Source organism: Caldimonas sp. (assembly GCF_046291045.1).
In the GTDB taxonomy this organism is placed as follows: domain Bacteria; phylum Pseudomonadota; class Gammaproteobacteria; order Burkholderiales; family Burkholderiaceae_C; genus Caldimonas.
On sequence record NZ_JBKBSL010000023.1, the window covers coordinates 35,977 to 56,633 of the forward strand.

21 protein-coding genes, 1 pseudogene and 1 riboswitch are annotated in these 20,657 nt (G+C 68.3%); of the genes and pseudogenes, 9 read left to right on the plus strand and 13 right to left on the minus strand.

Translation table 11 applies throughout. The features are described from left to right. Nucleotide 1 precedes the first annotated feature (1 nt). The 3 genes from ACK4ZD_RS09980 to ACK4ZD_RS09990 form a co-directional block, all read right to left on the minus strand. Nucleotides 2–865, minus strand: coding sequence for a fumarylacetoacetate hydrolase family protein (locus tag ACK4ZD_RS09980; protein WP_409661164.1), 864 nt, complete (start codon nucleotides 863–865; stop codon nucleotides 2–4). A gap of 10 nt (nucleotides 866–875) precedes the next feature. Further along, entirely contained in the window at nucleotides 876–2,354 is a 1,479-nt protein-coding gene (locus ACK4ZD_RS09985; protein WP_409661167.1) for a M20 family metallopeptidase, read from the minus strand. A gap of 91 nt (nucleotides 2,355–2,445) precedes the next feature. Then, complete coding sequence (locus tag ACK4ZD_RS09990) at nucleotides 2,446–3,306, minus strand: lysophospholipase (protein WP_409661170.1); 861 nt, start codon at nucleotides 3,304–3,306, stop codon at nucleotides 2,446–2,448. A gap of 62 nt (nucleotides 3,307–3,368) precedes the next feature. On the opposite strand from ACK4ZD_RS09990, the gene ACK4ZD_RS09995 reads away from it, so the two are divergent. Beyond that, complete coding sequence (locus ACK4ZD_RS09995) at nucleotides 3,369–4,619, plus strand: CaiB/BaiF CoA transferase family protein (protein ID WP_409661173.1); 1,251 nt, start codon at nucleotides 3,369–3,371, stop codon at nucleotides 4,617–4,619. Between the two features lie 31 nt (nucleotides 4,620–4,650). Continuing rightward, entirely contained in the window at nucleotides 4,651–5,361 is a 711-nt protein-coding gene (locus ACK4ZD_RS10000; RefSeq protein ID WP_409661176.1) for a VC0807 family protein, read from the plus strand. Between the two features lie 4 nt (nucleotides 5,362–5,365). On the opposite strand, the gene ACK4ZD_RS10005 is transcribed toward ACK4ZD_RS10000, so the two are convergent. Next, a complete protein-coding gene (locus tag ACK4ZD_RS10005; RefSeq protein ID WP_409661178.1) occupies nucleotides 5,366–6,331 on the minus strand; it encodes a recombination-associated protein RdgC in 966 nt (321 codons plus the stop codon). A gap of 57 nt (nucleotides 6,332–6,388) precedes the next feature. Next, entirely contained in the window at nucleotides 6,389–7,033 is a 645-nt protein-coding gene (locus tag ACK4ZD_RS10010) for a DsbA family oxidoreductase (protein WP_409661180.1), read from the minus strand. A 54-nt stretch (nucleotides 7,034–7,087) separates the two neighbouring features. Here ACK4ZD_RS10010 and ACK4ZD_RS10015 point away from each other — a divergent pair, with 54 nt between their 5' ends. After that, nucleotides 7,088–7,654, plus strand: coding sequence for a restriction endonuclease (locus ACK4ZD_RS10015; RefSeq protein WP_409661183.1), 567 nt, complete (start codon nucleotides 7,088–7,090; stop codon nucleotides 7,652–7,654). Nucleotides 7,655–7,727: 73 nt separating this feature from the next. Here ACK4ZD_RS10015 and ACK4ZD_RS10020 read toward each other — a convergent pair whose 3' ends face one another. From ACK4ZD_RS10020 to ACK4ZD_RS10040, 5 genes and pseudogenes are all read right to left on the minus strand, one after another. Then, nucleotides 7,728–8,087, minus strand: coding sequence for an SPW repeat protein (locus ACK4ZD_RS10020; protein WP_409661186.1), 360 nt, complete (start codon nucleotides 8,085–8,087; stop codon nucleotides 7,728–7,730). A 112-nt stretch (nucleotides 8,088–8,199) separates the two neighbouring features. Continuing rightward, nucleotides 8,200–8,784, minus strand: coding sequence for a methionine biosynthesis protein MetW (gene metW / locus ACK4ZD_RS10025; RefSeq protein WP_409661189.1), 585 nt, complete (start codon nucleotides 8,782–8,784; stop codon nucleotides 8,200–8,202). Then, nucleotides 8,781–9,917 (minus strand): homoserine O-acetyltransferase, encoded by a 1,137-nt coding sequence (locus ACK4ZD_RS10030; RefSeq protein WP_409661192.1) that lies wholly within the window; start codon nucleotides 9,915–9,917, stop codon nucleotides 8,781–8,783. Before ACK4ZD_RS10030 ends, metW begins: the two co-directional genes overlap by 4 nt. Before the next feature lie 40 nt (nucleotides 9,918–9,957). Then, a riboswitch (SAM riboswitch) is annotated at nucleotides 9,958–10,033 on the minus strand. Next, nucleotides 10,030–10,875: a metallophosphoesterase gene (locus tag ACK4ZD_RS10035; protein WP_409661195.1), complete on the minus strand. Its 846-nt coding sequence runs from the start codon at nucleotides 10,873–10,875 to the stop codon at nucleotides 10,030–10,032. Its footprint overlaps the riboswitch before it by 4 nt. 52 nt (nucleotides 10,876–10,927) lie before the next feature. After that, nucleotides 10,928–11,800: pseudogene (locus tag ACK4ZD_RS10040) on the minus strand (LysR family transcriptional regulator); the annotation flags it as partial. A gap of 114 nt (nucleotides 11,801–11,914) precedes the next feature. On the opposite strand from ACK4ZD_RS10040, the gene metE reads away from it, so the two are divergent. Together metE and ACK4ZD_RS10050 are read left to right on the plus strand one after the other, a co-directional pair. Further along, entirely contained in the window at nucleotides 11,915–14,215 is a 2,301-nt protein-coding gene (metE, locus tag ACK4ZD_RS10045; RefSeq protein WP_409661198.1) for a 5-methyltetrahydropteroyltriglutamate--homocysteine S-methyltransferase, read from the plus strand. Between the two features lie 78 nt (nucleotides 14,216–14,293). Continuing rightward, on the plus strand, nucleotides 14,294–15,079 hold the full coding sequence (locus tag ACK4ZD_RS10050; RefSeq protein ID WP_409661200.1) for an FkbM family methyltransferase: 786 nt from the start codon (nucleotides 14,294–14,296) through the stop codon (nucleotides 15,077–15,079). On the opposite strand, the gene ACK4ZD_RS10055 is transcribed toward ACK4ZD_RS10050, so the two are convergent. Beyond that, nucleotides 15,073–15,681: a YceI family protein gene (locus tag ACK4ZD_RS10055; RefSeq protein WP_409661202.1), complete on the minus strand. Its 609-nt coding sequence runs from the start codon at nucleotides 15,679–15,681 to the stop codon at nucleotides 15,073–15,075. The genes ACK4ZD_RS10050 and ACK4ZD_RS10055 overlap by 7 nt on opposite strands. Further along, nucleotides 15,678–16,424, minus strand: coding sequence for a CDP-alcohol phosphatidyltransferase family protein (locus ACK4ZD_RS10060; RefSeq protein ID WP_409661205.1), 747 nt, complete (start codon nucleotides 16,422–16,424; stop codon nucleotides 15,678–15,680). The genes ACK4ZD_RS10055 and ACK4ZD_RS10060 overlap by 4 nt, the downstream gene beginning before the upstream one ends. Nucleotides 16,425–16,554: 130 nt before the next feature. On the opposite strand from ACK4ZD_RS10060, the gene ACK4ZD_RS10065 reads away from it, so the two are divergent. Genes ACK4ZD_RS10065 through ACK4ZD_RS10080 form a run of 4 tightly spaced genes read left to right on the plus strand, consistent with a single transcriptional unit; the run spans nucleotide 16,555 to nucleotide 19,990 of the window. Further along, complete coding sequence (locus tag ACK4ZD_RS10065) at nucleotides 16,555–17,574, plus strand: zinc-dependent alcohol dehydrogenase (RefSeq protein WP_409661208.1); 1,020 nt, start codon at nucleotides 16,555–16,557, stop codon at nucleotides 17,572–17,574. A 21-nt stretch (nucleotides 17,575–17,595) separates the two neighbouring features. Continuing rightward, nucleotides 17,596–18,021 (plus strand): 6-pyruvoyl trahydropterin synthase family protein, encoded by a 426-nt coding sequence (locus ACK4ZD_RS10070; RefSeq protein WP_409661211.1) that lies wholly within the window; start codon nucleotides 17,596–17,598, stop codon nucleotides 18,019–18,021. Nucleotides 18,022–18,023: 2 nt separating this feature from the next. Further along, nucleotides 18,024–19,100, plus strand: a complete 1,077-nt coding sequence (locus ACK4ZD_RS10075) for a glycosyltransferase family 4 protein (RefSeq protein ID WP_409661214.1) — start codon at nucleotides 18,024–18,026, stop codon at nucleotides 19,098–19,100. Next, a complete protein-coding gene (locus ACK4ZD_RS10080; protein ID WP_409661217.1) occupies nucleotides 19,097–19,990 on the plus strand; it encodes a hypothetical protein in 894 nt (297 codons plus the stop codon). Before ACK4ZD_RS10075 ends, ACK4ZD_RS10080 begins: the two co-directional genes overlap by 4 nt. Nucleotides 19,991–20,046: 56 nt before the next feature. On the opposite strand, the gene ACK4ZD_RS10085 is transcribed toward ACK4ZD_RS10080, so the two are convergent. Continuing rightward, the coding region (locus ACK4ZD_RS10085; RefSeq protein WP_409661220.1) for a T6SS immunity protein Tli4 family protein at nucleotides 20,047–20,657 on the minus strand (611 nt) is incomplete at its 5' end.

A 20,657-nucleotide genomic window follows, 5' to 3' on the forward strand; every position in this document is an offset into this window, starting at 1 on the left:
TTCAGTCGCGCAGCAGCGCCGCGTCCCACGCGCGCACGCGCTGGCGCTGCTCGCCCAGGCCGGTGATGCCCAGGCGCAGTTCGTCGCCATCGCGCAGGAAGCGCGGGGGCTTGGCGCCCATGCCCACGCCGGGAGGCGTGCCGGTGCTGAGGAGGTCACCGGGGCGCAGGGTCATGAAGCGGCTGATGTAGCTCACGAGCTGAGCCACGCCAAAGACCATGGTGCGGGTGTTGCCGCGCTGGCGCGGCTCGCCGTTGAGGTCGAGCCACAGGTCCAGGGCCTGGGGGTCACCCACCTCGTCGGCGGTGACGAGCCAGGGCCCCACCGGGCCGAAGGTCTCGCAGCCCTTGCCCTTGTCCCACTGGCCGCCGCGTTCGAGCTGGTACTCGCGTTCTGACACATCGTTCACCACGCAATAGCCGGCCACGTAGTGCAGCGCCTCGCCCTCGCTCACGTAACGGGCGGTGCGGCCGATCACGACGCCCAGCTCCACCTCCCAGTCACCCTTGAGCGAGCCCTGGGGCAGCACGACGGTGTCGTTCGCGCCCACGACGCAGTCGCTGGGCTTGAGGAAGAGGATGGGCTCCTTGGGCACGGGCATGCCGGCCTCGGCCGCGTGGTCGCTGTAGTTCAGGCCCACGCAGACGAACTTGCCCAGGCCCGACCAGGGTGGGGCGATGCGCCCGGGCGAAGCAATGACCGGCAGCGTGGAGGGATTGATCGCACGCAGCGCAGCCAGGCCCTCGGGGCCGAGGGTCTGCGCGGTGATGTCGGGGATCACCCCCGAGAGGTCGCGCACCCGGCCTTGCGCATCGACCAGGGCCGGCCGCTCGTGGCCGGGTTCGCCGTGACGCATCAGCTTCATCGATCGTCCTTCAGGGCATGGCCGCGATCACGCCGGCCACGGCCGCGGTGAGTTTCTTGCCGTAAGGCACGTGGAGGAATTCGTTGGGCCCGTGGGCATTGCTCTTGGGACCCAGCACGCCGCACACCATCATCTGCGCCTTGGGGAAGCCCTGCTGCAGCAGGTTCATCAGCGGGATGGTGCCGCCCTGGCCGATGAAGCCCACTGGCGCGCCGTAGAAGACCTGCGAGGCCGCATCCAGCGCCTGGTGCAGCCAGGGCGCCAGCGTGGGGGCGTTCCAGCCGGTGGCCGCGCCATGGTCGCTGTGGAAGGTGACCTTGGCCTGGTACGGGGGGTCGGCTTCGAGCAGGGCCTTCAGCTCCTGCGCGGCCTGGGCGGCATCGACCAGCGGCGGCAGGCGCAGCGAGAGCTTGAAGGCCGTGTAGGGCCGCAGCACGTTGCCCGCGTTGCCCAGGGCGGGGAAGCCTTCGGCGCCGGTCACGCTGAGCGCGGGCTTCCAGGTGCGGCGCAACAAGGCCTCGGCGGCATCGGTGGTGGTGGGCAGGGTGAAGGCGCCATCGGCCCCGCAGGCCCAGGGGAAGCGCTTCCAGACCTCGTCGCCCAGGATCTGCGCCGTCGCCTTGGCCTGGTCGATGCGTTCGGCCGGGATCTCGCAGTGGAAGCTCTCGGGCAACAGGCGGCCGGTGGCGCTGTCTTCCAGGCGGTCGAGCAGGCGGCGCAGGATGCGGAAGCTCGAAGGCACCAGGCCGCTGGCATCGCCCGAGTGCACGCCTTCGGTGAGCACCTCCACCTTGAGCACGCCGCTGACCATGCCGCGCAGCGAGGTGGTGAGCCACAACTGGTCGTAGTTGCCGGCGCCGGAGTCGAGGCACACCACCAGGCTCACCTCGCCCAGGCGCGGACGCAGCGCGTCGATGTAGGCCGGCAGGTCGTAGGAGCCGCTTTCCTCGCAGGTCTCGATGAGGCCCACCACACGCGGGTGGGGGATGCCCTGGCGCTGCAGGGCCAGCAGCGCGGTGATGGAGGCATAGACGGCGTAACCGTCATCCGCCCCGCCGCGGCCGTAGAGCTTGCCGTCCTCGTACTTGGGCGTCCAGGGGCCGAGGTCGGAACGCCAGCCGCTGAATTCGGGCTGCTTGTCGAGGTGGCCGTACATCAGCACGGTGTCGGTGCTGCCTGCCTTCGTGGCCGGCACCTCGAAGAAGATCACCGGCGTGCGCGGCCGCCCGGCGGCGTCGGCGAGGCGCACCACCTCCAGCGTCAAGCCCGCGACCTTCTTGCTTTCCACCCAGGCCGCCGCGTTGCGCACCACGGTCTCGAGATGATCGTTGTGCACCCATTGCGGATCGAAGGCCGGCGACTTCGCGGGGATCGCGATGTAGTCGGACAGCAGCGGGACGATCTCACGGTCCCAGGTCTCGTTGACGAAGGCTTGCAGGCCGTCGGGGTCGGCCAGGGGGTTGAGCTGCAGGCGGTCGGGGGCGTTCATGCGCGGCTCCTTGGAACGGCGTCAGGAGGAATCCGCGCAGTGTAGGCCGGCTGCCTCGACCCTGCCCATCCGGGGATGTTTCAGTTGTGAACTATCCCTGGGCACTCGGGACATGCTGGCCCAGCCAGCTGCGCATCGTGTCGAAGACCTTCTCACGCGCTTCCAGCGGTTCGTTCACCAGCTCGTGAAAGTAGCCCTCGAAGGGGTGCGCCTGCACCAGATCCTTCGGTGCCAGGGCCGCAAAGGTGGCGCTGCCGGCGGGGCGCACCAGGCGGTCGGCGGTGGCCCACATCAGCAGCGTGGGGTGTTTCCACTGCGGGGCCCGGGCGCGCACGAATTCGCCCCCTTGCAGCATGAAGTTCACCAGGCGCGGCGTGATGCGGTCGTGCACCAGCGGATCGGTTTTGTAGGCCACCACCACGTCCGGGTCGCGCGAAATGCCGTTGACATCGAGGCCGTTGGGCAGTTGCAGCGTGGGCGTGAGGTTGTAGCTGGCCTTGAGGGCCCCGCGCTGCAGCGCAGACAGGCCGATGTCCAGAGCCGGCGAGGACAGCATCACGGCATCCACCGGGCGCAGTTCGCCCGCCACAAAACGAGCGACCGTGAGCCCGCCCATGCTGTGGCCGAAGAGCACGAAAGGCCCGGGATGCCGCTCTCGCACGTGATCGACCACGGTGGCCAGGTCGGTGAGCAGGTCGTCGTCCTTCTGCAGGCTGCCGCGCGGACCCAGCGAAAGGCCGTGGCCCCGGTGGTCGTAGCCCACCGCCTGGAAGCCCCACTCGCGCAGGCGCGTGGCCACGCGCTCGTAGCGCGCGCTGTGCTCGCCCAGGCCGTGCACGATCAGCACCGTGCCACGCACACGGCCTTCGGGCGCCGGCCAGGTGCGCAGACTCAACAGCGTGCCGTCATAGGCCGACAGCGTGGACACGGTGGCGGTGGAGGCTTGCGTCATGGCATGAACGTACAGTGAATCCGGCTGGACTATGCTTGCACTGCACCCGACTGTCCAGCCCCATGAACCCGACGACTTCCCCTGACGATCGTCTGCCGTATGCTGGCCTGCGCGTGGTCGAGCTCACCCACATGGTGATGGGCCCGAGCTGCGGCCTGCTGCTGGGCGACCTGGGCGCCGACGTGATCAAGGTCGAGCCGCCCGGCGGCGACCCCACGCGCCGGCTGCTGGGCTCGGGCGCGGGCTTCTTCGCGATGTTCAACCGCAACAAGCGCAGCCTCGCGGTGGACCTGAAGGATGCACGCGGGCGCGAGGTGCTGCTGCGGCTTGTGGCCACGGCCGATGTGTTCTGCGAGAACTTCAAGCCCGGTGCCATGGCGGCGCTGGGGCTCGACTACCCCTCGCTCTCGGCCTTGAACCCACGGCTGGTCTATGTGTCGCTCAAGGGCTTCCTGCCCGGCCCCTATGAGCACCGCACTGCGCTGGACGAGGTGGTGCAGATGATGGGCGGCCTGGCCTACATGACCGGCCCGCCGGGCCAGCCGCTGCGCGCGGGCAGCAGCGTCAACGACATCATGGGCGGCCTCTTCGGTGCGCTGGGCGCGATGGCGGCGCTGGCGCAGCGCGAGCAAACCGGCCGTGGCCAAGAGGTGCAATCCGCGCTCTTCGAGAACAACGTGTTCCTCGTGGCCCAGCACATGATGCAGTTCGCGGTGACGGGCCGCCCCGCTGCCCCCATGCCCACACGCATCTCGGCCTGGGGGGTCTACGACGTCTTCACGGTGAAGGACGGGGGGCAGATCTTCCTGGCCGTGGTGTCCGATGCGCAGTGGGCCACCTTCTGCGCGGCCTTCGGTCTGGACGAACTGGCCGGCGACGAACGGTTGCGCCACAACAACGACCGTGTACGCGCGCGGGACTGGTTGATCCCGCGCTTGCGCGCGCACCTGGCCGAACTGCCGGCTGACGAGATCGCTCGTCGCTTCGAGGCCCATGGCCTGCCGTTTGCGCCCATCACGCGCCCGCACGAGCTCTTCGACGACCCCCACCTGCGCGCCACCGGCGGCCTGGCCCCGGTGCACCTGCCCGGCGACACCCACGGCGGCGGCCAGGGCGTGGACACCGCCGTGCCTCTGCTTCCACTCACCCTCGACGGACAGCGCCCGCCCCTGCGCCGCGCGCCGCCATCTGTCGGCGAACACAGCGATGAGCTGCTGCACGAACTGGGCTACCGCGACGGCGAGATCGAAGCGCTGCGGCAGGCGGGTGTGATTTCCCTGCGTGCCACTGGGTCATCGGTCGCCGGCAGCTAAGCTATGGAGTTTGTGTCCTGAAGTCCGTCCGATGACCCCCCAGCGCCAGACCCACCCGCTGCTCGAAGTCGGGATCGCGATCGTGATCCCGGCGGTGATCCTGATGAAGTTCAGCGGCGTCGAAGCCCTGGGCCCTGTGCGTGCGCTGCTGCTGGCGCTGGCCTTCCCGCTGGGCTGGGGCCTGTACGACGGCATCCGCAACCGCCACCTGAGCTGGATCGCGGCCCTGGGCCTGATGAGCACGCTGCTCACCGGCGGGATCGGCGTGATGCAGCTCGACACCCAGTGGCTGGCCGTCAAGGAGGCAGCCGTCCCCGGGATCATCGGCCTGGTGGTGTTCGCCTCGGCCTTCACGCGCACTCCGCTGATCCGCGCCCTGGTCTACAACGACACCGTGCTCGACGTGCAGCGCGTGCATCGCCACCTGGAAGAGCGCGGCAATGTGAACGCCTTCGAGGCGCGGCTGCGCACCGGCACGCTGCTGGTGGCCGGCACGTTTGCGTTCTCGTCGGTGATGAACTACATCCTGGCGCGCTGGATCGTCACCAGCCCTGCGGGCACCGAGGCCTTCAACGAGGAACTGGGGCGGCTCACGCTCGTGAGCTACCCGATGATCGCCCTGCCCTCGATGCTGATGATGGCCGGCGTGCTGTACTACCTGGTGCACGGCGCCAGAGCGCTCACCGGGCTGAAGCTCACCGAGATGCTCCACCACGGCGAGGAAGCGGCGAAGCAGGGCTGAGCGCTTACCAGGGCGCCGCGTCGGCCTCCACCGGCGTGGTGTCGAGCACGGGGGCCGGCACGGCCGCGGTCACACCGGGTTCCTGCTCGCCACCCAGGGCTTCGATCAGGTCGGGGAGGAGGCGGCGCAGTTCACCGGTGGCAATCGCCACATCGGCATCGAAGGCCTCGTCAGCCCCCACGCTGGGGCGGCCTTCGTACACACCGTCCAGGAAGTCCAGCCGCTTGAGTTGCAGACCTTGGGTGAGCACGAAGGACACGCGTTCGGCCCAGGTCAGCGCCAGCCGCGTGGGCTGCTTGCCGGCCTGGATGTGCGCACGCACCTCGTCGGTGTCGAGCGGGTGGCGGGCATAACGCACCACCGACTTCATCTCGTCGGCCGACTTCAGCTCGCATTCGCGGTCCACGGTGAACCCGGCCGCGGGCTCGCCGCTCAGCAGCCAGTCCGACATCAGCGCCTGCGGCGACCGCGCCGTGTGGATCTGCCGAACCTCGAAGCCCGGCAGGGCCTTGACCAGCAAGGTGACGACCTCCTCGGCCCGCGCAGCGCTGCCGGTGTCGATGGCCAGCAGATGCCGGGCCGGATCGATCCACACCCACAGCGTCGAGGCCCGCACGAAGGCCTGAGGTAGCAGCTCCAACACGGCCTGCTCGCGCAGCTCCTTCATCTGCTTGCGCCCCGGCTTGCGGCCCGTGCTGTGCTCGATGCCCTCGGCGATCTCGGCGGCGCGCTCACGCACCACCGAGCCGGGCAGCAGCTTGCGCTCGACCTTCAGGCGCAGCACCCATTGGCCGTCCACCACCTCCAGCAAGGGCCCGTGGGCCTCGCCACGGGGCGGCACCCAGCCGGCCGACTGCGGCTGCGACGCTCCGCAGGGCAGGAACACATCCTTTTGCAGCAGGTCTTCCACCTGCGAGGACGAGGCCGACCACGCGGCCCCGATGCGAAACAAGCTCAGGTTCTTGAACAAGGACCATCCTCTGACACCCCGACCTCGGGGCAAAGGGCGCATTGTCCACGCAAGGGCTCAGCCCTCGGCCGCCGCCACCTGCCGCAGGGCCTGCTCGAACACCTCGACCGGCTGGCCGCCCTGGATCAGGTGGCGGTCGTTGAGGATGACCGAGGGCACCGCACGGATGCCGTGCTGGGCATAGAAGCGCTGGCGCTCGCGCACGGCCTCGGTGTAGTCGTCGCCGTCCAGGATCTGTCGCGCACGGCCTTCGTCCAGGCCCACCGCAGCCACCACCTGCAGCAGCACCGCGGCATCGCTCGGGTCCTGGCCCTCGGTGAAGTAGGCGCCCAGCAGGGCCTTCTTGAGCCGGTGCTGGGCATCGCCACCCCGTTCGCCCGCCCAGTACAGCAGGCGGTGGGCGTTGAAGGTGTTGACGATGCGGCTGCGCTGCGCCATGCGGAAAGTGAAACCCACGCCCTCGCCGCGCTGGCGGATCAGCTCGCGATTGGCCGCCACCTGCTCGGGCGTGAGGCCATACTTCTGCGCGAGGTGCTCGCCGATGTCCTGGCCTTCGGGCGGCATGTCGGGGTTCAGCTCGAAAGGCTGGAAATGCAGGCTCACCGGCACGCTGGGGCCCACACGTTCGATCGCCTGTTCCAGGGCGCTCAGGCCGATGGCACACCAGGGGCAGACGATGTCGGAGACAAAATCGATCTTCATGGCGGGGAGTATCCTCCCGTCGCGCTGCCCTTGTCCTGAGCCCCGGAGTTCCCCATGAAGTTGCGCATGGCCCGCAATTCCCTCTTCGCCATCCTGCTGCGCCAGCGCTGGTGGGTGAGCTTTGGCGTGGGCGTGGCCCTTGCGCTGGTGAGCGGCGCCCTGCTGCCGCGGGATCTGGCGCTCATGGCGATCTTCATGCCCATGCCCTTCTGGGTGATTGCCGGCCTGGCCGCCTGGCAGCAGCGCCATCGCCCCAGCGCCGCCCAACTGGCCCAGGCGGTGGACGAACTGGGCCGGCTGAGCTGGCCGGTGTTCTCGCAGCGCCTGCGCGCCGCGCTGGAAAAGCAGGGCGTGGCCGTGACCGAGCTGAAGACGCCCGGCGCCGACTTCGAATGGACCGAAGGTCACCGCAAGATCGTGCTGGCCGCGCGCCGCTGGAAGGCGGCGCGCACCGGCATCGAGCCGCTACGGGAACTGCAGGCGGCCGCCGAGGCCCGCGAGGCCCAGCAGGCCTGGTACCTGAGCCTGGGCACACTCAGCGAAGCCGCCCAGGACCACGCCCGCATCCAGGGCATCCGCGTGATCGGGGCGGAGGACCTCGTGACGCTGCTCGGGCGGTGAACCGACCGAGAACCCCCGCCCCTCACGCACAATGAGGACACCCGGGGCACACGCAGGCCCCGCATCGTGATCGTCAATGCGCCGTGCGGTCACGCCCCCAGGTGCTGTAGTCCTCGTCGGTCGCCAGCGTCCACAGGGCCAGGGCCAGGATCACCAGGCCGGTGACCACCGCGGCCGTGCGGGCCATGTCACCAAAGCCCAGCACCCAAGGCGAGACCACCATCCACAGACCCAGGACGGCTTCGATCCACTCCTCCCAGGCGCGCGGCACGAAGATGGCGCCCAGGGCCGCAGCCAGCAGAGCCAGACCGACGATCACGGCGTTGGCCATGGGCATCGTCTGGTCCATGAAGCCCAGGGCCCAGGGCGAGGCCACCAGCCACACGCCCAGCACGGCATTGACCGCGTCTTGCCAATGTTTCATTCGCATCATGGTCATACCTCCTGCAATGAACACGGGGAAGACACCCACCGCAGGAGCTTGGATCACGGCGACGGCCGCCGTGTTCCGCGCCGCCGGGCCGGCACGGCGCCGGCCCCCGGTTTCAGCCTCGCGTGAACTTGAACACCGCGACGCTGGCCAGCAGGTTGGGCCGGCGCCGCACCACGCGCCCGGCCTGGATGCCGAAGGCGTCGAGCACCTGCAGGCCGTTCTTGCGTGCCAGCACCTCGAAGTCGGCATAGGTGCCCACACGGATGTTGGGCGTGTCGTACCACTCGTAGGGCAGCACGCGCGTGACCGGCATGCGGCCCAGGGCCACCTGCAGGCGGTTGGGCCAGTGCGCGAAGTTGGGAAAGCTCACGATGCCGATGCGACCCACGCGCGCCGTCTCGCGCAACATGGTCTCGGTGTTGCGGATGTGCTGCAGGCTGTCGAGCTGCAGCACCACGTCGAAGCTCTGGTCCTCGAACATCGCCAGCCCCTCTTCGAGATTGAGCTGGATGACGTTCACGCCGCGCTGCACGCAGGCCAGCAGCTTGGTGTCGTCGATCTCCACGCCATAGCCCGTGCAGCCCTTGCGGTCGCGCAGCAGCGCCAGCAGTTCGCCGGTGCCGCAGCCCAGGTCGAGGACGCGCGAGCCTTCGGGCACCAGCTCGGCGATCAGCTCCAGGTCTTTCCTTTCGCTCATGCCAGCTCCTTTGCGATGCGCTCGTAATAGGCGCGCACCACCCCGTGGTAGCGCGCGTCGTCGAGCAAGAAGGCGTCGTGGCCATGGGGGGCGTCGATCTCGGCGTAGCTCACCTCGCGGCGGTTATCGACCAGGGCCTTGACGATCTCACGCGAACGGGCCGGCGAGAAGCGCCAATCGGTGGTGAAGCTCACCACCAGGAACTTCGCCTGCGCCCCGGCCATCGTGCGGGTGAGGTCACCGCCATGCTCCGCCGCGGGGTCGAAGTAGTCGAGTGCGCGGGTGATCAGCAGGTAGGTGTTGGCGTCGAAGTATTCGCTGAACTTGTCGCCCTGGTAGCGCAAGTAGCTCTCGATCTGAAACTCGATCTCCTGGGTGCTGTAGCCCAGTTCGGCCGCGCGCAGCTGGCGGCCGAACTTCTGCTCCATCACGTCGTCGCTGAGATAGGTGATGTGGCCGATCATGCGGGCCACGCGCAGGCCACGCTTGGGGACCACGCCGTGGCGCTGGTAGTGCCCTCCATGGAAATCTGGGTCGGTAATGATCGCGCGGCGCGCGACTTCGTTGAAGGCGATGTTCTGCGCCGATAGGTTGGGCGCGGTGGCGATGGCAATGCAGTGGCGCACGCGCTGCGGGTAGCGCAGGGTCCAGGCCAGGGCTTGCATGCCGCCCAGGCTGCCGCCCATGACGGCGGCCAGTTGGTCGATGCCCAGGCGATCGAGCAGCCGCGCTTGGGCATCGACCCAGTCCTCCACCGTCACCACGGGGAAGTCGGCGCCATAGGGCTGGCCGGTCGCAGGGTTGGTGTGCATCGGCCCGGTGGAGCCGAAGCACGAGCCCGGGTTGTTCACGCCGATGACGAAGAAGCGGTCGGTGTCCAGCGGCTTGCCCGGGCCCACGAGGTTGTCCCACCAGCCTTCGCTGCGCTCCTGTCCCTCGTAGGTGCCGGCCACGTGGTGCGAGGCATTGAGCGCGTGGCACACGAGCACGGCATTGCTCTTGTCCGCGTTGAGCGTGCCGTAGGTTTCGTAGACGAGGGTGTAATCGACCAGCTTCGCCCCGCTGCGCAGCGGCAACGGCTCGGCGAAGTGCAGGGATTGCGGGGTGACGTGTCCGATCGATCGAGAGGTCATGGGGCCCAGAACGACAAACCCGGCGTCACGCTGAAGGTGAGGCCGGGTCGCCGTGCCCCCTTTAGCTGCATTTTTAGAGCGCCCGCAAGCCGGAACAAATCGGCGCTGAGGGTCAAAGTATAGCGGCAGCCGGCACCTCCACGGTCCAGCCCGCCCGAAACCCCGCCTGTTCGCCCTTGTGGGCATAGCCCAGCGGGTTGGCCACCACACGGCAACGCCAGGGGCGGCCGCCGCGGATGCCTTCGACGGTGTAATCGACCGGGCAGTGTAGATGGCCATGTATCCAGAGCCGGGCGTGGGGCAGCAGGTCGTCCAGCGCGTTGCAAAAACCCGCCGTGCCCGGCACCAGGCCATAGCGCGGGTCGGCGCTGCGCAGCGAGGGCGCAAAGTGCGTCACTGCCACCGTGGGGCCGACGAAGGGCCTGGCCAGGGCGTCTCGCAGCCAGCGCTGGCACTCGCGCCCGAGTTCGGCGAGATCCGCGGCCAGGCGGGGCTGGCCGCCGCGCAGGCTGGTGTTCTTGCGCAGGTAGAAGTTCGCTGCGCGGTGGGCCTTCTCGCGCTGCTGGTGCTGGCGTGTCACGTCGGCCAGCGGGTCCACCATGGCTTCGAAGTCGGTCCACAGCGTGGTGCCCACGAAGCGCACGCCATCGATCACCGCCGTCTCGCGTTCCAGCCAGGTCAGACCCAGGCGATCGCACGCTTCGCGCAGCCTGGCATGGGCCTCGTCGTGCTCCAGGCCGTCGTACTCATGGTTGCCCGGCACGTAGAGCACGGTGCGCCAGGGGCCGTGGCGCGGCGAGAAGCGCCGCAGACCGAAGTCGGGTTCGTCCAGGCGCGAGCCGGTCTGGTAAGAGCCGATGTCGCCCGCCAACACGAGCAGGTCAGCGTCGGGCGCGGCCTGCGGCACGAAGCCCGGGTCGTTTTCGAGATGAAGATCCGACAACAGCTGAATGCGCATGGTGGCCCTCGGATGTCTGCTCACGGGGTTGCGTGGCACCGACCTTCACACGTTTGGCCATGTCGATGAACGAGGCAATGTACTGCGCGTGCTCGTCATGCTCTCGCGTCCCCAAAAAGATCTGCTTGTGGACCCCTCGGCGCCCCAGGGAGATGGCCACCAACGGCATGCGTTCGGCCTGCTCTTGCACCAACCATCGCGGCAACGCCGTCACGCCTCGGCCGCTGGCCACCATCTGCAGCATGATGTCGGTCGCCTCGAGGGTCTTGTGCTGGCGAGGCGCGACGCCCGCCGGTGTGAGAAAGCGACTGAACACGTCGAGCCTGTCGGGTTCGACGGGATAGGTGATGAGCACCTCGTTGCACAAGTGTTCGGGTTCGACGTAGGGCCGCTTGGCCAGCGGGTGATCCCGTCCTACGGCCAGCACTTGTTCGTAGTCGAAAACCGGCTCGAAACGCAGGCCTGGCTTGTGCAAAGGATCCGGAGTGACCAAGACGTCGATCTCGAATCCGATCAGCGCGCCCACGCCGCCGAACTGGAAGCGCTGTTTGACATCGACATCCACATCGGGCCAACGACTCAAGTACGGAGCCACCAGCTTGAGCAGCCATTGATAGCACGGGTGGCACTCCATGCCGATGCGCAATGTGCCTCGTTCGCCTCGGGCGTACTGGCGCAATCGATCCTCGGCCAGCTCGAACTGAGCCAGCATACGTTTGGAGACGGCCAAAAGATAGTGCCCGGCCTGGGTCAGCGTGAGGTGACGGCCCTGCCGTCGCCACAGCTCGATGCCCAAGTGCTGCTCGAGCTTGCCGATGGCATGGCTCAGCGCCGATTGCGTCAGATTCAACTGCGCCGCCGCCGCCGTCACCGAGCCCAAGCGATCGACTTCTCTCAGGATGGTCAGGTGTGAGCGGTCGAGCATCCTTATTTATGAAGATTATGGATGGTTTTTTGAGAAAACATCATTTTACTTCATGGATTGTTCTTCCTAGCATCGCGACTTCCAACCTCCTTCGAATTGCTCCCCTTCGAGACCATGGTCACCACCCACAACCTCGGATTCCCCCGCATCGGCGCTGATCGCCAGCTCAAGTTCGCTTTGGAGTCGTACTGGAACGGCTCGTCTACCGCCGAAGAACTGCAAACCGTTGGGCTTCAGCTTCGCCGCAGCCACTGGGCCGCGCAAGGGGCGCTCGACTTCGTGCCCGTCGGCGACTTTTCTTTCTACGATCATGTGTTGGATATGAGCTTCATGCTAGGCAATGTGCCGCAGCGCGTACGCCAACTGCAATCCAGCACACTCGACGCTTACTTCCGCATCGCCAGAGGGCACAGCGCGGACGGTGTGCATGAAGGCGACGCGGTTACGGCTGGCGAAATGACCAAATGGTTCGACACGAACTACCACTACATCGTGCCGGAGTTCCATGCCGACACGACGTTCGAGCTCGACGCCACTGCGCTGCTTCATCAAGTCCGGGAGGCCAAAAGCCTGGGTCACCAGGTCAAGCCCGTGCTCGTGGGCCCCGTCACCTATCTCGCTTTGGGCAAATCCAAAGACGGATCGAACAAGCTCGGTTTGCTGGAGCGGTTGCTCCCCGTCTATGCACAAGCCCTGAATGCTTTGGCCCGCGAAGGCGTTCAATGGGTTCAGCTGGATGAGCCGGCGTTGGTGACCGACCTCCATCCCGATTGGCAACATGCTTATCAGATCGCCTACCACCACCTCAAAAACTGTGGTGTCAAGCTGATGCTGGCGACCTACTTCGGCCGACTCCTGGATAACCAGTATCTGGCAGCCAACCTGCCGGTCGACGGTTTGCACCTCGATGCCATCAACGGACGCGACGATATCGTGTCCATGTTGAATCTGATGTCTCCACACAAGGTGGTGTCCTTGGGGGTGATCAATGGTCGCAACGTCTGGAAGACAGACCTCAACGCCCTGATCGGTTGGCTGGAGCCGATCGCCGAGCGGCTGGGCGACCGCCTGTGGCTGGCGCCGTCATGTTCGCTGTTGCATGTGCCCATGGATCTGTCCAAAGAGCAGCGGATGGACACCGAACTGCTGTCTTGGCTGGCTTTCGCGGTTCAAAAGCTCGACGAGCTGCAGATCGTCGCCACGGCACTGAACGAGGGGCGTGGCGCCGTCGCGGCCAAGCTGCGCGTCAATCAAGCCGCCATCGACCTGAGAAGACAGTCCTCTCGCGTGCATCGCCCCGATGTTCAAGCCGCGGCAGCCGCCGTCGACGACAGCCTCGGTCGGCGCAGGAGCCCTCACAGCCAGCGCAGCGTCGTGCAGGCTCGACGGCTGCGTCTGCCGCCATTTCCCACCACGACGATCGGCTCATTCCCGCAAACACGCGAGATCCGGCAACTGCGCCGCCGATACAAGTCTCGGCAAATCGGTCAGGCCGCCTACGACGAGGCGATCCGCGATGAAGTGGCGCGTTGCGTGCGTGCGCAAGAAGAACTGGGGCTTGATGTCTTGGTGCACGGCGAAGCCGAACGCAACGACATGGTCGAATACTTCGGCGAACTGCTCGAAGGTTACGCCCTGACCGAACACGGATGGGTACAGTCCTATGGATCGCGGTGCGTCAAGCCTCCCATTCTGTATGGTGATGTCCGTCGCCCCGAACCGATGACGACGAAGTGGATCACCTTCGCCCAGTCGCTCACCGACAAGCCCGTCAAAGCCATGCTCACCGGTCCAGTGACGATGCTGAACTGGTCGTTCGTTCGTGACGACCAGCCTCGTTCAGTGACCTGCCGTCAGCTGGCGATGGCCCTTCGCCAGGAAGTGCTGGATCTCGAGCGCGCCGGCGTGAGAATCATCCAGATCGACGAGGCTGCCTTGCGAGAGGGGTTGCCGCTGCGTCGATCGCAATGGAAAGAGTACCTGGATTGGGCGGTGGCGTGCTTTCGCATCGCCGCCAATGGTGTGCTGGATGAAACGCAGATCCACACCCACATGTGCTATTCGGAGTTCAACGACATCATCGAGTCCATCGCCGCGATGGATGCGGACGTGATCACCATCGAGACCTCACGTTCTGACATGGAGCTGCTCCGCGCCTTCGAGAGGTTTCACTACCCCAACGAAATCGGCCCTGGCGTCTATGACGTCCATTCCCCTGTGATCCCTGACCCGTCTCAAATCGCCGATCGTCTGCGCCGGGCCTCTCGGCTCATCGATCCCCATCGCCTGTGGGTGAATCCCGACTGCGGTTTGAAGACTCGCAAATGGGAGGAGGTGAAGCCCGCTTTGCGCAACATGGTCGAAGCAGCCAAGAGCCTGCGCCGCGAGCTGGCGGCTTCACCCAAGATCTCGTGATCGAACCTGAACGTGCCCCTCGATGCGGCCATCGGCGCGAGTCAACAAAACGGCAGCCAGCACGAGCACAATAATCGCATGCCGTTCTTGGCTCGCACATTCGGTCTCCTGCGCTCGCTGGCCATCTACCACGGCATCCCGTGGCGAGCGGGGCAGTTGCGGCGTTTCTATGCACCCGTGGTGCCGGCAGGCGGTCTGGCCTTCGACGTGGGGGCGCATGCAGGCAACCGGGTGCGCGCCTTTCGCGCGCTGGGCGCAAGGGTGGTGGCGGTAGAGCCGCAGCCCGATTTCGTGGCCTTGCTGTCGCGATGGTTTGCGCGCGATGCGGGCGTGACGGTGCTGCCGGTGGCCCTGGGGCGGGAGGCTGGTCAGGCGCAGTTGCTGGCCAGCGAGGCCACACCCACGGTGAGCACGCTCTCGGCCGACTGGGCACGGCGCACGGGCGCTACCGCCTCGTTCCAGGGCGTGCGCTGGTCGCCGGGGCCGGTGGTGCCGGTGACCACGCTCGACGCACTGATTGCGCAGCATGGCCGACCCGACTTCATCAAGATCGACGTCGAGGGCTTCGAGCTGGAAGTTCTCATGGGCCTGAGCCAGCCGGTGCCGGCGCTGTCGTTCGAGTTCCTGGCCGCCGTGCACGACCTCGCCCTGGGGTGTATCGACCGGTTGGAGACGCTGGGGCGCTATCGCTATCAATGGAGCCTGGGAGAGCAGTTGCGGTTGCAGCCCGACACACCGCTCGACGCCGAGGCCATGCGAGCCTGGCTTGGCGCCTTGCCGGACGATACGCTCTGCGGGGACATCCTCGCCCGGCTCGATGCGCCGGCCATGGGCCGCGAGCAAGACGACAAGGCCGCTCATTGACGGCGAGCTTCGAACTCGATAATCAGTTCGACTTCGTCACCCACCCAGCCGTTGGCCACGGCATAGTTCATGCCGTAGGCACTGCGCTTGAAGCTCCCGCGCGCCGACACCCCCATCACGTAGGGCCGGCCCTGGCCGGGGATCTCGTAGATGCTGCTCTTGTTCCAGGTGGCGCGCAGCGTGAGCGGCTGGCGCTGGCCCAGCAGTTCGAGCTGGCCGGTGATCTCGTACTGCCGGTCCCCCACCCGTTTCGCGCCGTCGGCGGTGAAGACCATGCGCGGATGGTCCTTCACATTCAGGAACTGGGCGCTGCGTAGGTGGTTGTCGCGCGCCCGGTGGTTGGTGAAGACGCTGTCGGTGTCCACCTCGATACGCACCTCGCTGAGCGTGCCGGTGGCCTCGTCGAAACGGTAAGAGCCCTTGGCCTGGCGGAACAGGCCCAGCACCTTGGCGTAGCCGACATGGTCCACCAGGAAGCCGATCGACAGGTGTTCGGGGTCGATCTCGTAGCGCGGCGCCTGGGCTGCGGTGCTGCCGGCCGTGAACGTCAGGGCGGCCGCCAGCAGCCAGGCACGCCAGGGCAGGAACGAAAGGATGGTCATGGTGTGGTCTCCAAAGGCAGGTGGCGCCGCCGTGCGAGCCAGCGCACGTCCGCGGCGAAGGAACACAACAGCAAGACAAGGCCGGCGCCCGCGATGGCGGCCGCCGCGGCCGGTGCGATGATGGGGCCCAGCGCGGTGATCAGGGTGACGATCTGGATCACGCACACCGTCTTGCGGCGCGTGCTCGGCGGCAGCGGGCGCGCCAGCCAGGGCCAGGCACCGCCCGCCGCGACAAAGGCATAGCGCATCAGGCCCGCGGCCAGCACCCAGGGGCCTACCTGACCGAACTGCACGATCAGCACGCACAGCACCAGCATCAGCGCCGCATCGGTCTCCATGTCCAAGCGCGCGCCGAAGTCGCTGGCCAAGCCGCTGCGGCGGGCGAGTGGCCCATCCACCGCATCGAGCACCGCCCCCACCGTGGCCCACACGACGATGGCCCAGCCCAGCGCTGTCGCGCCCGGGTGGCCGGCGCGCGCCGCGTCTTCGCCGATCAGGGCCGCGAGCATCACCAGCATGCCCAGCCGCAGCAGGCTCACCTGATTGGCCGCGCCGAAGCGCCCATGCAGACGGCCGTCGGTCGCACGGTGGTGCGGCAGGCCCTGCAGCAGCAACACCCCGGCCAGCGCATACACGGCCAGCGCCTTGGCCGCATAGGCCGCTCCAAAGAACGCGGGCCAGGCCGCCTGGGCGCCCAGGCCTGCGGCCAGCACGAGAACGGCACCCGGCAGCAAGGATCGCATCGCATCGCGCCGCAGGGCCGACGCCCCCGCGCTTGCGGGAGCCCCCGGCCCTGGTGTGTCTGTGTCCATCGTCTCCGGCATAAGATGCCCCCGGCGTCCTTCAAGACGGCGCCTTGGACGACACCGCCTCATGCATCCCCACCCGACCCTGCCATCGTCTCACGAACCGTCGCACGACCACGCGCCGTCGTGGGCCTGCTGGCTGGCCGAGCCGGGGCGGGCCGAACTGCGGCCCGAACCCCTTCGAGCGCCCGGCGCCGAGGAGGTGCAGGTGCGCACCTTGCACAGCGGCATCAGCCGCGGCACCGAAACCTTGGTCTTTCGCGGCGAGGTGCCCACCAGCGAGCACGATCGCATGCGCGCGCCCTTCCAGGCCGGCGACTTCCCGGCGCCGCTCAAGTATGGCTATGCCAGTGTCGGTGTGGTGGAGGCCGGCGTGCAAGCCCTGATCGGCCGCACGGTGTTCTGCCTGTTTCCCCACCAGAGCCGCTACGTGGTGCCGGCCGAGGCCGTGCTGCCCTTGCCCGAGGGCCTGCCGGCGGCCCGGGCGGTGCTGGCGGCCAACATGGAAACCGCGCTGAACGCGTTGTGGGACGCGCCCGCACCCCCCGGCGGGCGCATCAGCGTGGTGGGCGGCGGGGTGGTGGGCCTGCTGGTGGCCTGGCTGGCTGCGCGCACGCCCGGCTGCGAGGTGGAACTGGTGGACACCGACCCGGCCCGCGCCGGCGTGGCCGCCCATCTGGGCCTGGGTTTTGCCGCGCCCGAGACCGCCCGCGGCCAGGCCGACCTGGTGGTCCATGCCAGCGGACAGCCTGCCGGGCTGCGCACCGCCCTCACGCTGGCGGGCTTCGAGGCCACGGTGCTGGAGCTGAGCTGGTACGGCACCCGCGCGGTGGAGCTGCCGCTCGGCCAGGCCTTCCATGCGCAACGGCTGGTGCTGCGCAGCTCGCAGGTGGGCCAGGTGGCCGCACCGATGCGAGCCCGCTGGACCCGTCGGCGGCGCCTCGAGCGCGCGCTGGCGCTGCTGGCCGACGACCGCCTTGAGGCCCTGATCACTCATCATGCGCCTTTCACGCAACTGCCCGAGGTGCTGAAGCGGCTCGCGCACGAGGCCCGCGGTGTACTGTGCCACCGCATCGATTACGACTGACCCACGAAAGCCCTTTTGTCCATGTACAGCGTCACCGTCCGCGATCACTTCATGATCGCCCACAGTTTCCAGGGCGCCGTCTTCGGCCCCGCGCAGCGCCTGCATGGCGCCACCTATGTGGTCGATCTGGAACTGCGCCGCCCCGACCTCGATCCCGACGGCATCGTGGTCGACATCGGTCGCGCCACCGAGGTGCTGCGCGACATCCTGTCCGCGCTGAATTTCCGCAACCTCGACGAGGAGAGCGCCTTCCGCGGACGCAACACCACCACCGAATTCCTCGCCCGCGTGATCTTCGACCGCGTGGCCGAACGCATCGCCAGAGGCGATCTGGGCGCCCATGCCCTGGGCCTCACGCACGCCAAGGTGACGCTGCACGAATCGCACGTGGCCTGGGCGGCCTACGAGGCCGCTCTGCACCCGCCCCAGCCCGCGCTGCAGGCCTGAGCATGCCCCGATGCACCCTGCTCCTTCCGGGCGATCTCGACACCCCCACCGGCGGCTACCGCTACGACCGCGCCCTCGTGCACGGCCTGCGCCAGGCCGGCTGGCGCGTGGACGTGCTGAGCCTGCCAGGCGACTACCCCTGGCCCACGGCGGCGGCCGAACAAGAGGCGGCGCGGGCCGTGGCCGCCCTGCCCGACGGCGAATGCGTGCTGGCCGACGGCCTGGCCTTCGGTGCGCTGCCCGGGCTGGCGGCCGAGCACGCCATGCGCCTGCGCTGGGTGGCGCTCGTCCACCATCCGCTGGCACTGGAGACCGGCCTGTTGCCCGACCACCAGGCCGTGCTGCGCGACAGTGAAGCCCGCGCACTGTCGCACGCCCGGCGCATCGTCGTCACCAGTCCCACCACCGCGCGCACCCTGAGTGCCCCCGGCCGCCAGGGCTGGGGCGTGCCCCCGGGGCGCGTGGAGGTGATCGAGCCCGGTGTGGCCCCCGCGGCGGTGGCCACCGGCAGCCTCGCAGCAAGCGGCGTGCCCCGGTTGCTGTGCGTGGGCAGCCTGAGCGTGCGCAAAGGCCAGACCGAACTCATCGACGCCTTGGCCGGCCTCACCGACCTGCCCTGGGAGCTGGTGTGCGCTGGCAGCACCACGCGCGACGCCGAGACCACCCGGGCCGTGCGCACGGCCATCGAGCGCCACCGGTTGACGAGTCGCGTGCACCTGGCCGGTGTGGTCGAGGACGAGGCCCTGGACGCGCTCTACGCCACGGCCGACCTGTTCGTGCTGCCCTCGTGGTACGAGGGCTACGGCATGGTCTACACCGAGGCCCTGGTCCGCGGCCTGCCGGTGGTGTGCACCAGCGGCGGCGCCAGCCCCGAAACCGTGCCCGAGCCCGCCCGCCTGATGGTGCCGCCCGGCGACGTGCGTGCCCTGCGCGAGGCTTTGCAACGCTGGCTCACCAGCCCCCGGCTGCGCGCCAGGCTCGCGGCAGGGGCGCGGCAAGCCCGCGAACGCCTGCCGCGCTGGGAGCAGGCGGTGGAGCGGATGGCCCGGCTGCTGCTCGAGGTGGGTGTCCGGCCATGAGCGGGTTCTCGGCCGACTGGCTGGCCCTGCGCGAGCCCTGGGACCACGCCGCCCGCGAAGTCGCTGCGCGCCGTCTCGACGCCGCCGCGCTGGCCGGCGGCCTGCGCCCCGCCGACGGCATCCTGGGCGTGCTCGACCTCGCCTGCGGCACGGGTGCCAACCTGCGCGAGCTCGGCGTCCGCCTGGGCGGCGAACAACGCTGGACCCTCGTCGACCACGACCCGGCGCTGCTCGACGCCCTGCCCGCGGCGCTGCAGCAATGGGCGCAGCAGCAAGGCCATGCCAGCCACATCGACGCCGACGGGCGAAGCGGGACATTGCGCTGCGCCCAGGGCCGCTGGCGGGTGCGCTGGCAGGCCCGACGCCTGGACCTCGCCACCGAACTCGAGCGCCTGCCGTGGGAGGGTGTCCAGCTCCTGACCGCCTCGGCGCTGATCGATCTCGTTTCCGAGGCTTGGCTGCGGCGCCTGGTGGCAGCCAGCCGCGCCCATGGCGCCGCGTTGTGGATGGCCCTCGGCGTTGACGGCCGTGACCGCTGGGCCCCGAGCGACCCCGACGATGCCATGGTGCGGGCCGCCTTCCGCGCCCATCAGCGCCGCGACAAAGGCTTTGGCCCGGCCCTGGGCCCGCAGGCCCCGCAGTCGCTGGCCCGGCAACTGGCCAATGCCGGCTACCGTGTGACCACCACCCCATCGGACTGGCGGCTCGACGGCCCCGCCGCCACCGCTTTACGCCGGGCCCTGGTCGAGGGCATCAGCACGGCGGCCTGCGAGCAGCAACCCGTCCAGGCCCCCACCTTCCGCGCCTGGGCGGCGCGGCGGCAGGCGCAGATCGAGCGGCTGTCCCTGCACATCGGGCACACCGAGGTCGTCGGACGTTTGTCGTCGTGATCCCGCGCGCCGGCGCTGTGCTGTGCATTGGCTCGCAACCGGCCGATCCCTGCGTCCTACAACGCCCCAGGCCGCGGCCGCAGCGTGGCCGTGATGGCCTCCCACAGCGCCAGCACCTGGCCTTCGCTCAAGGTGGCGCGCGTCAAATCCGGAACCTTGGCCGCTTCTTCCAGACTGCGCGGCGGCCAGGGGATGTAGTGGCCGTTGTAGAAGGTGAACTCGATGTTCGGTTTGCGCGGATCCTTGGCCGCTTCGTTGCCGTGCAAGGTCAGGCCATGCCCGGGCACGCGCGCGGACGTCACCGTCTCGGGTTCACGAGACAGCCATTCTTCGTAAGGCAGGCCGTGAATTGTGCGCGGCCCTTTGCGCAGGGTCTTGATGCCAGCGGCGGCCAGTTGGCGCTCGATGCTGTGCGATCTTTGCAGCATGGTGTCGTCTTCCCACACCTGAGTCGAGTGACTGAACATCACGAACACATCGGGCGCGTCTTGGAGGTGGTAAAAGGTCGTGATGTCGACGTCTTCGAGCGGACCACCCCTGAGAAACCCATGCGCAAAGCAGTCCCCCGGCTCGCTGGGAATCTCCTCGTCGCTGCGCCCGCGCAGGCGGCCGTACACGTTCAGCAGGTGGGTGTACTTCTCTTCGACGTTGTTGCGGTTCGGCCTGT

Coding starts and splice junctions, on each gene's coding strand:
- ACK4ZD_RS09980 (WP_409661164.1), bottom strand. CDS start 865: ATGAAGCTGATGCGTCACGGCGAACCCGGCCACGAGCGGCCGGCCCTG.
- ACK4ZD_RS09985 (WP_409661167.1), bottom strand. CDS start 2,354: ATGAACGCCCCCGACCGCCTGCAGCTCAACCCCCTGGCCGACCCCGAC.
- ACK4ZD_RS09990 (WP_409661170.1), bottom strand. CDS start 3,306: ATGACGCAAGCCTCCACCGCCACCGTGTCCACGCTGTCGGCCTATGAC.
- ACK4ZD_RS09995 (WP_409661173.1), top strand. CDS start 3,369: ATGAACCCGACGACTTCCCCTGACGATCGTCTGCCGTATGCTGGCCTG.
- ACK4ZD_RS10000 (WP_409661176.1), top strand. CDS start 4,651: ATGACCCCCCAGCGCCAGACCCACCCGCTGCTCGAAGTCGGGATCGCG.
- ACK4ZD_RS10010 (WP_409661180.1), bottom strand. CDS start 7,033: ATGAAGATCGATTTTGTCTCCGACATCGTCTGCCCCTGGTGTGCCATC.
- ACK4ZD_RS10015 (WP_409661183.1), top strand. CDS start 7,088: ATGAAGTTGCGCATGGCCCGCAATTCCCTCTTCGCCATCCTGCTGCGC.
- ACK4ZD_RS10020 (WP_409661186.1), bottom strand. CDS start 8,087: ATGATGCGAATGAAACATTGGCAAGACGCGGTCAATGCCGTGCTGGGC.
- metW (WP_409661189.1), bottom strand. CDS start 8,784: ATGAGCGAAAGGAAAGACCTGGAGCTGATCGCCGAGCTGGTGCCCGAA.
- ACK4ZD_RS10030 (WP_409661192.1), bottom strand. CDS start 9,917: ATGACCTCTCGATCGATCGGACACGTCACCCCGCAATCCCTGCACTTC.
- ACK4ZD_RS10035 (WP_409661195.1), bottom strand. CDS start 10,875: ATGCGCATTCAGCTGTTGTCGGATCTTCATCTCGAAAACGACCCGGGC.
- metE (WP_409661198.1), top strand. CDS start 11,915: ATGGTCACCACCCACAACCTCGGATTCCCCCGCATCGGCGCTGATCGC.
- ACK4ZD_RS10050 (WP_409661200.1), top strand. CDS start 14,294: ATGCCGTTCTTGGCTCGCACATTCGGTCTCCTGCGCTCGCTGGCCATC.
- ACK4ZD_RS10055 (WP_409661202.1), bottom strand. CDS start 15,681: ATGACCATCCTTTCGTTCCTGCCCTGGCGTGCCTGGCTGCTGGCGGCC.
- ACK4ZD_RS10060 (WP_409661205.1), bottom strand. CDS start 16,424: ATGCGATCCTTGCTGCCGGGTGCCGTTCTCGTGCTGGCCGCAGGCCTG.
- ACK4ZD_RS10065 (WP_409661208.1), top strand. CDS start 16,555: ATGCATCCCCACCCGACCCTGCCATCGTCTCACGAACCGTCGCACGAC.
- ACK4ZD_RS10070 (WP_409661211.1), top strand. CDS start 17,596: ATGTACAGCGTCACCGTCCGCGATCACTTCATGATCGCCCACAGTTTC.
- ACK4ZD_RS10075 (WP_409661214.1), top strand. CDS start 18,024: ATGCCCCGATGCACCCTGCTCCTTCCGGGCGATCTCGACACCCCCACC.
- ACK4ZD_RS10080 (WP_409661217.1), top strand. CDS start 19,097: ATGAGCGGGTTCTCGGCCGACTGGCTGGCCCTGCGCGAGCCCTGGGAC.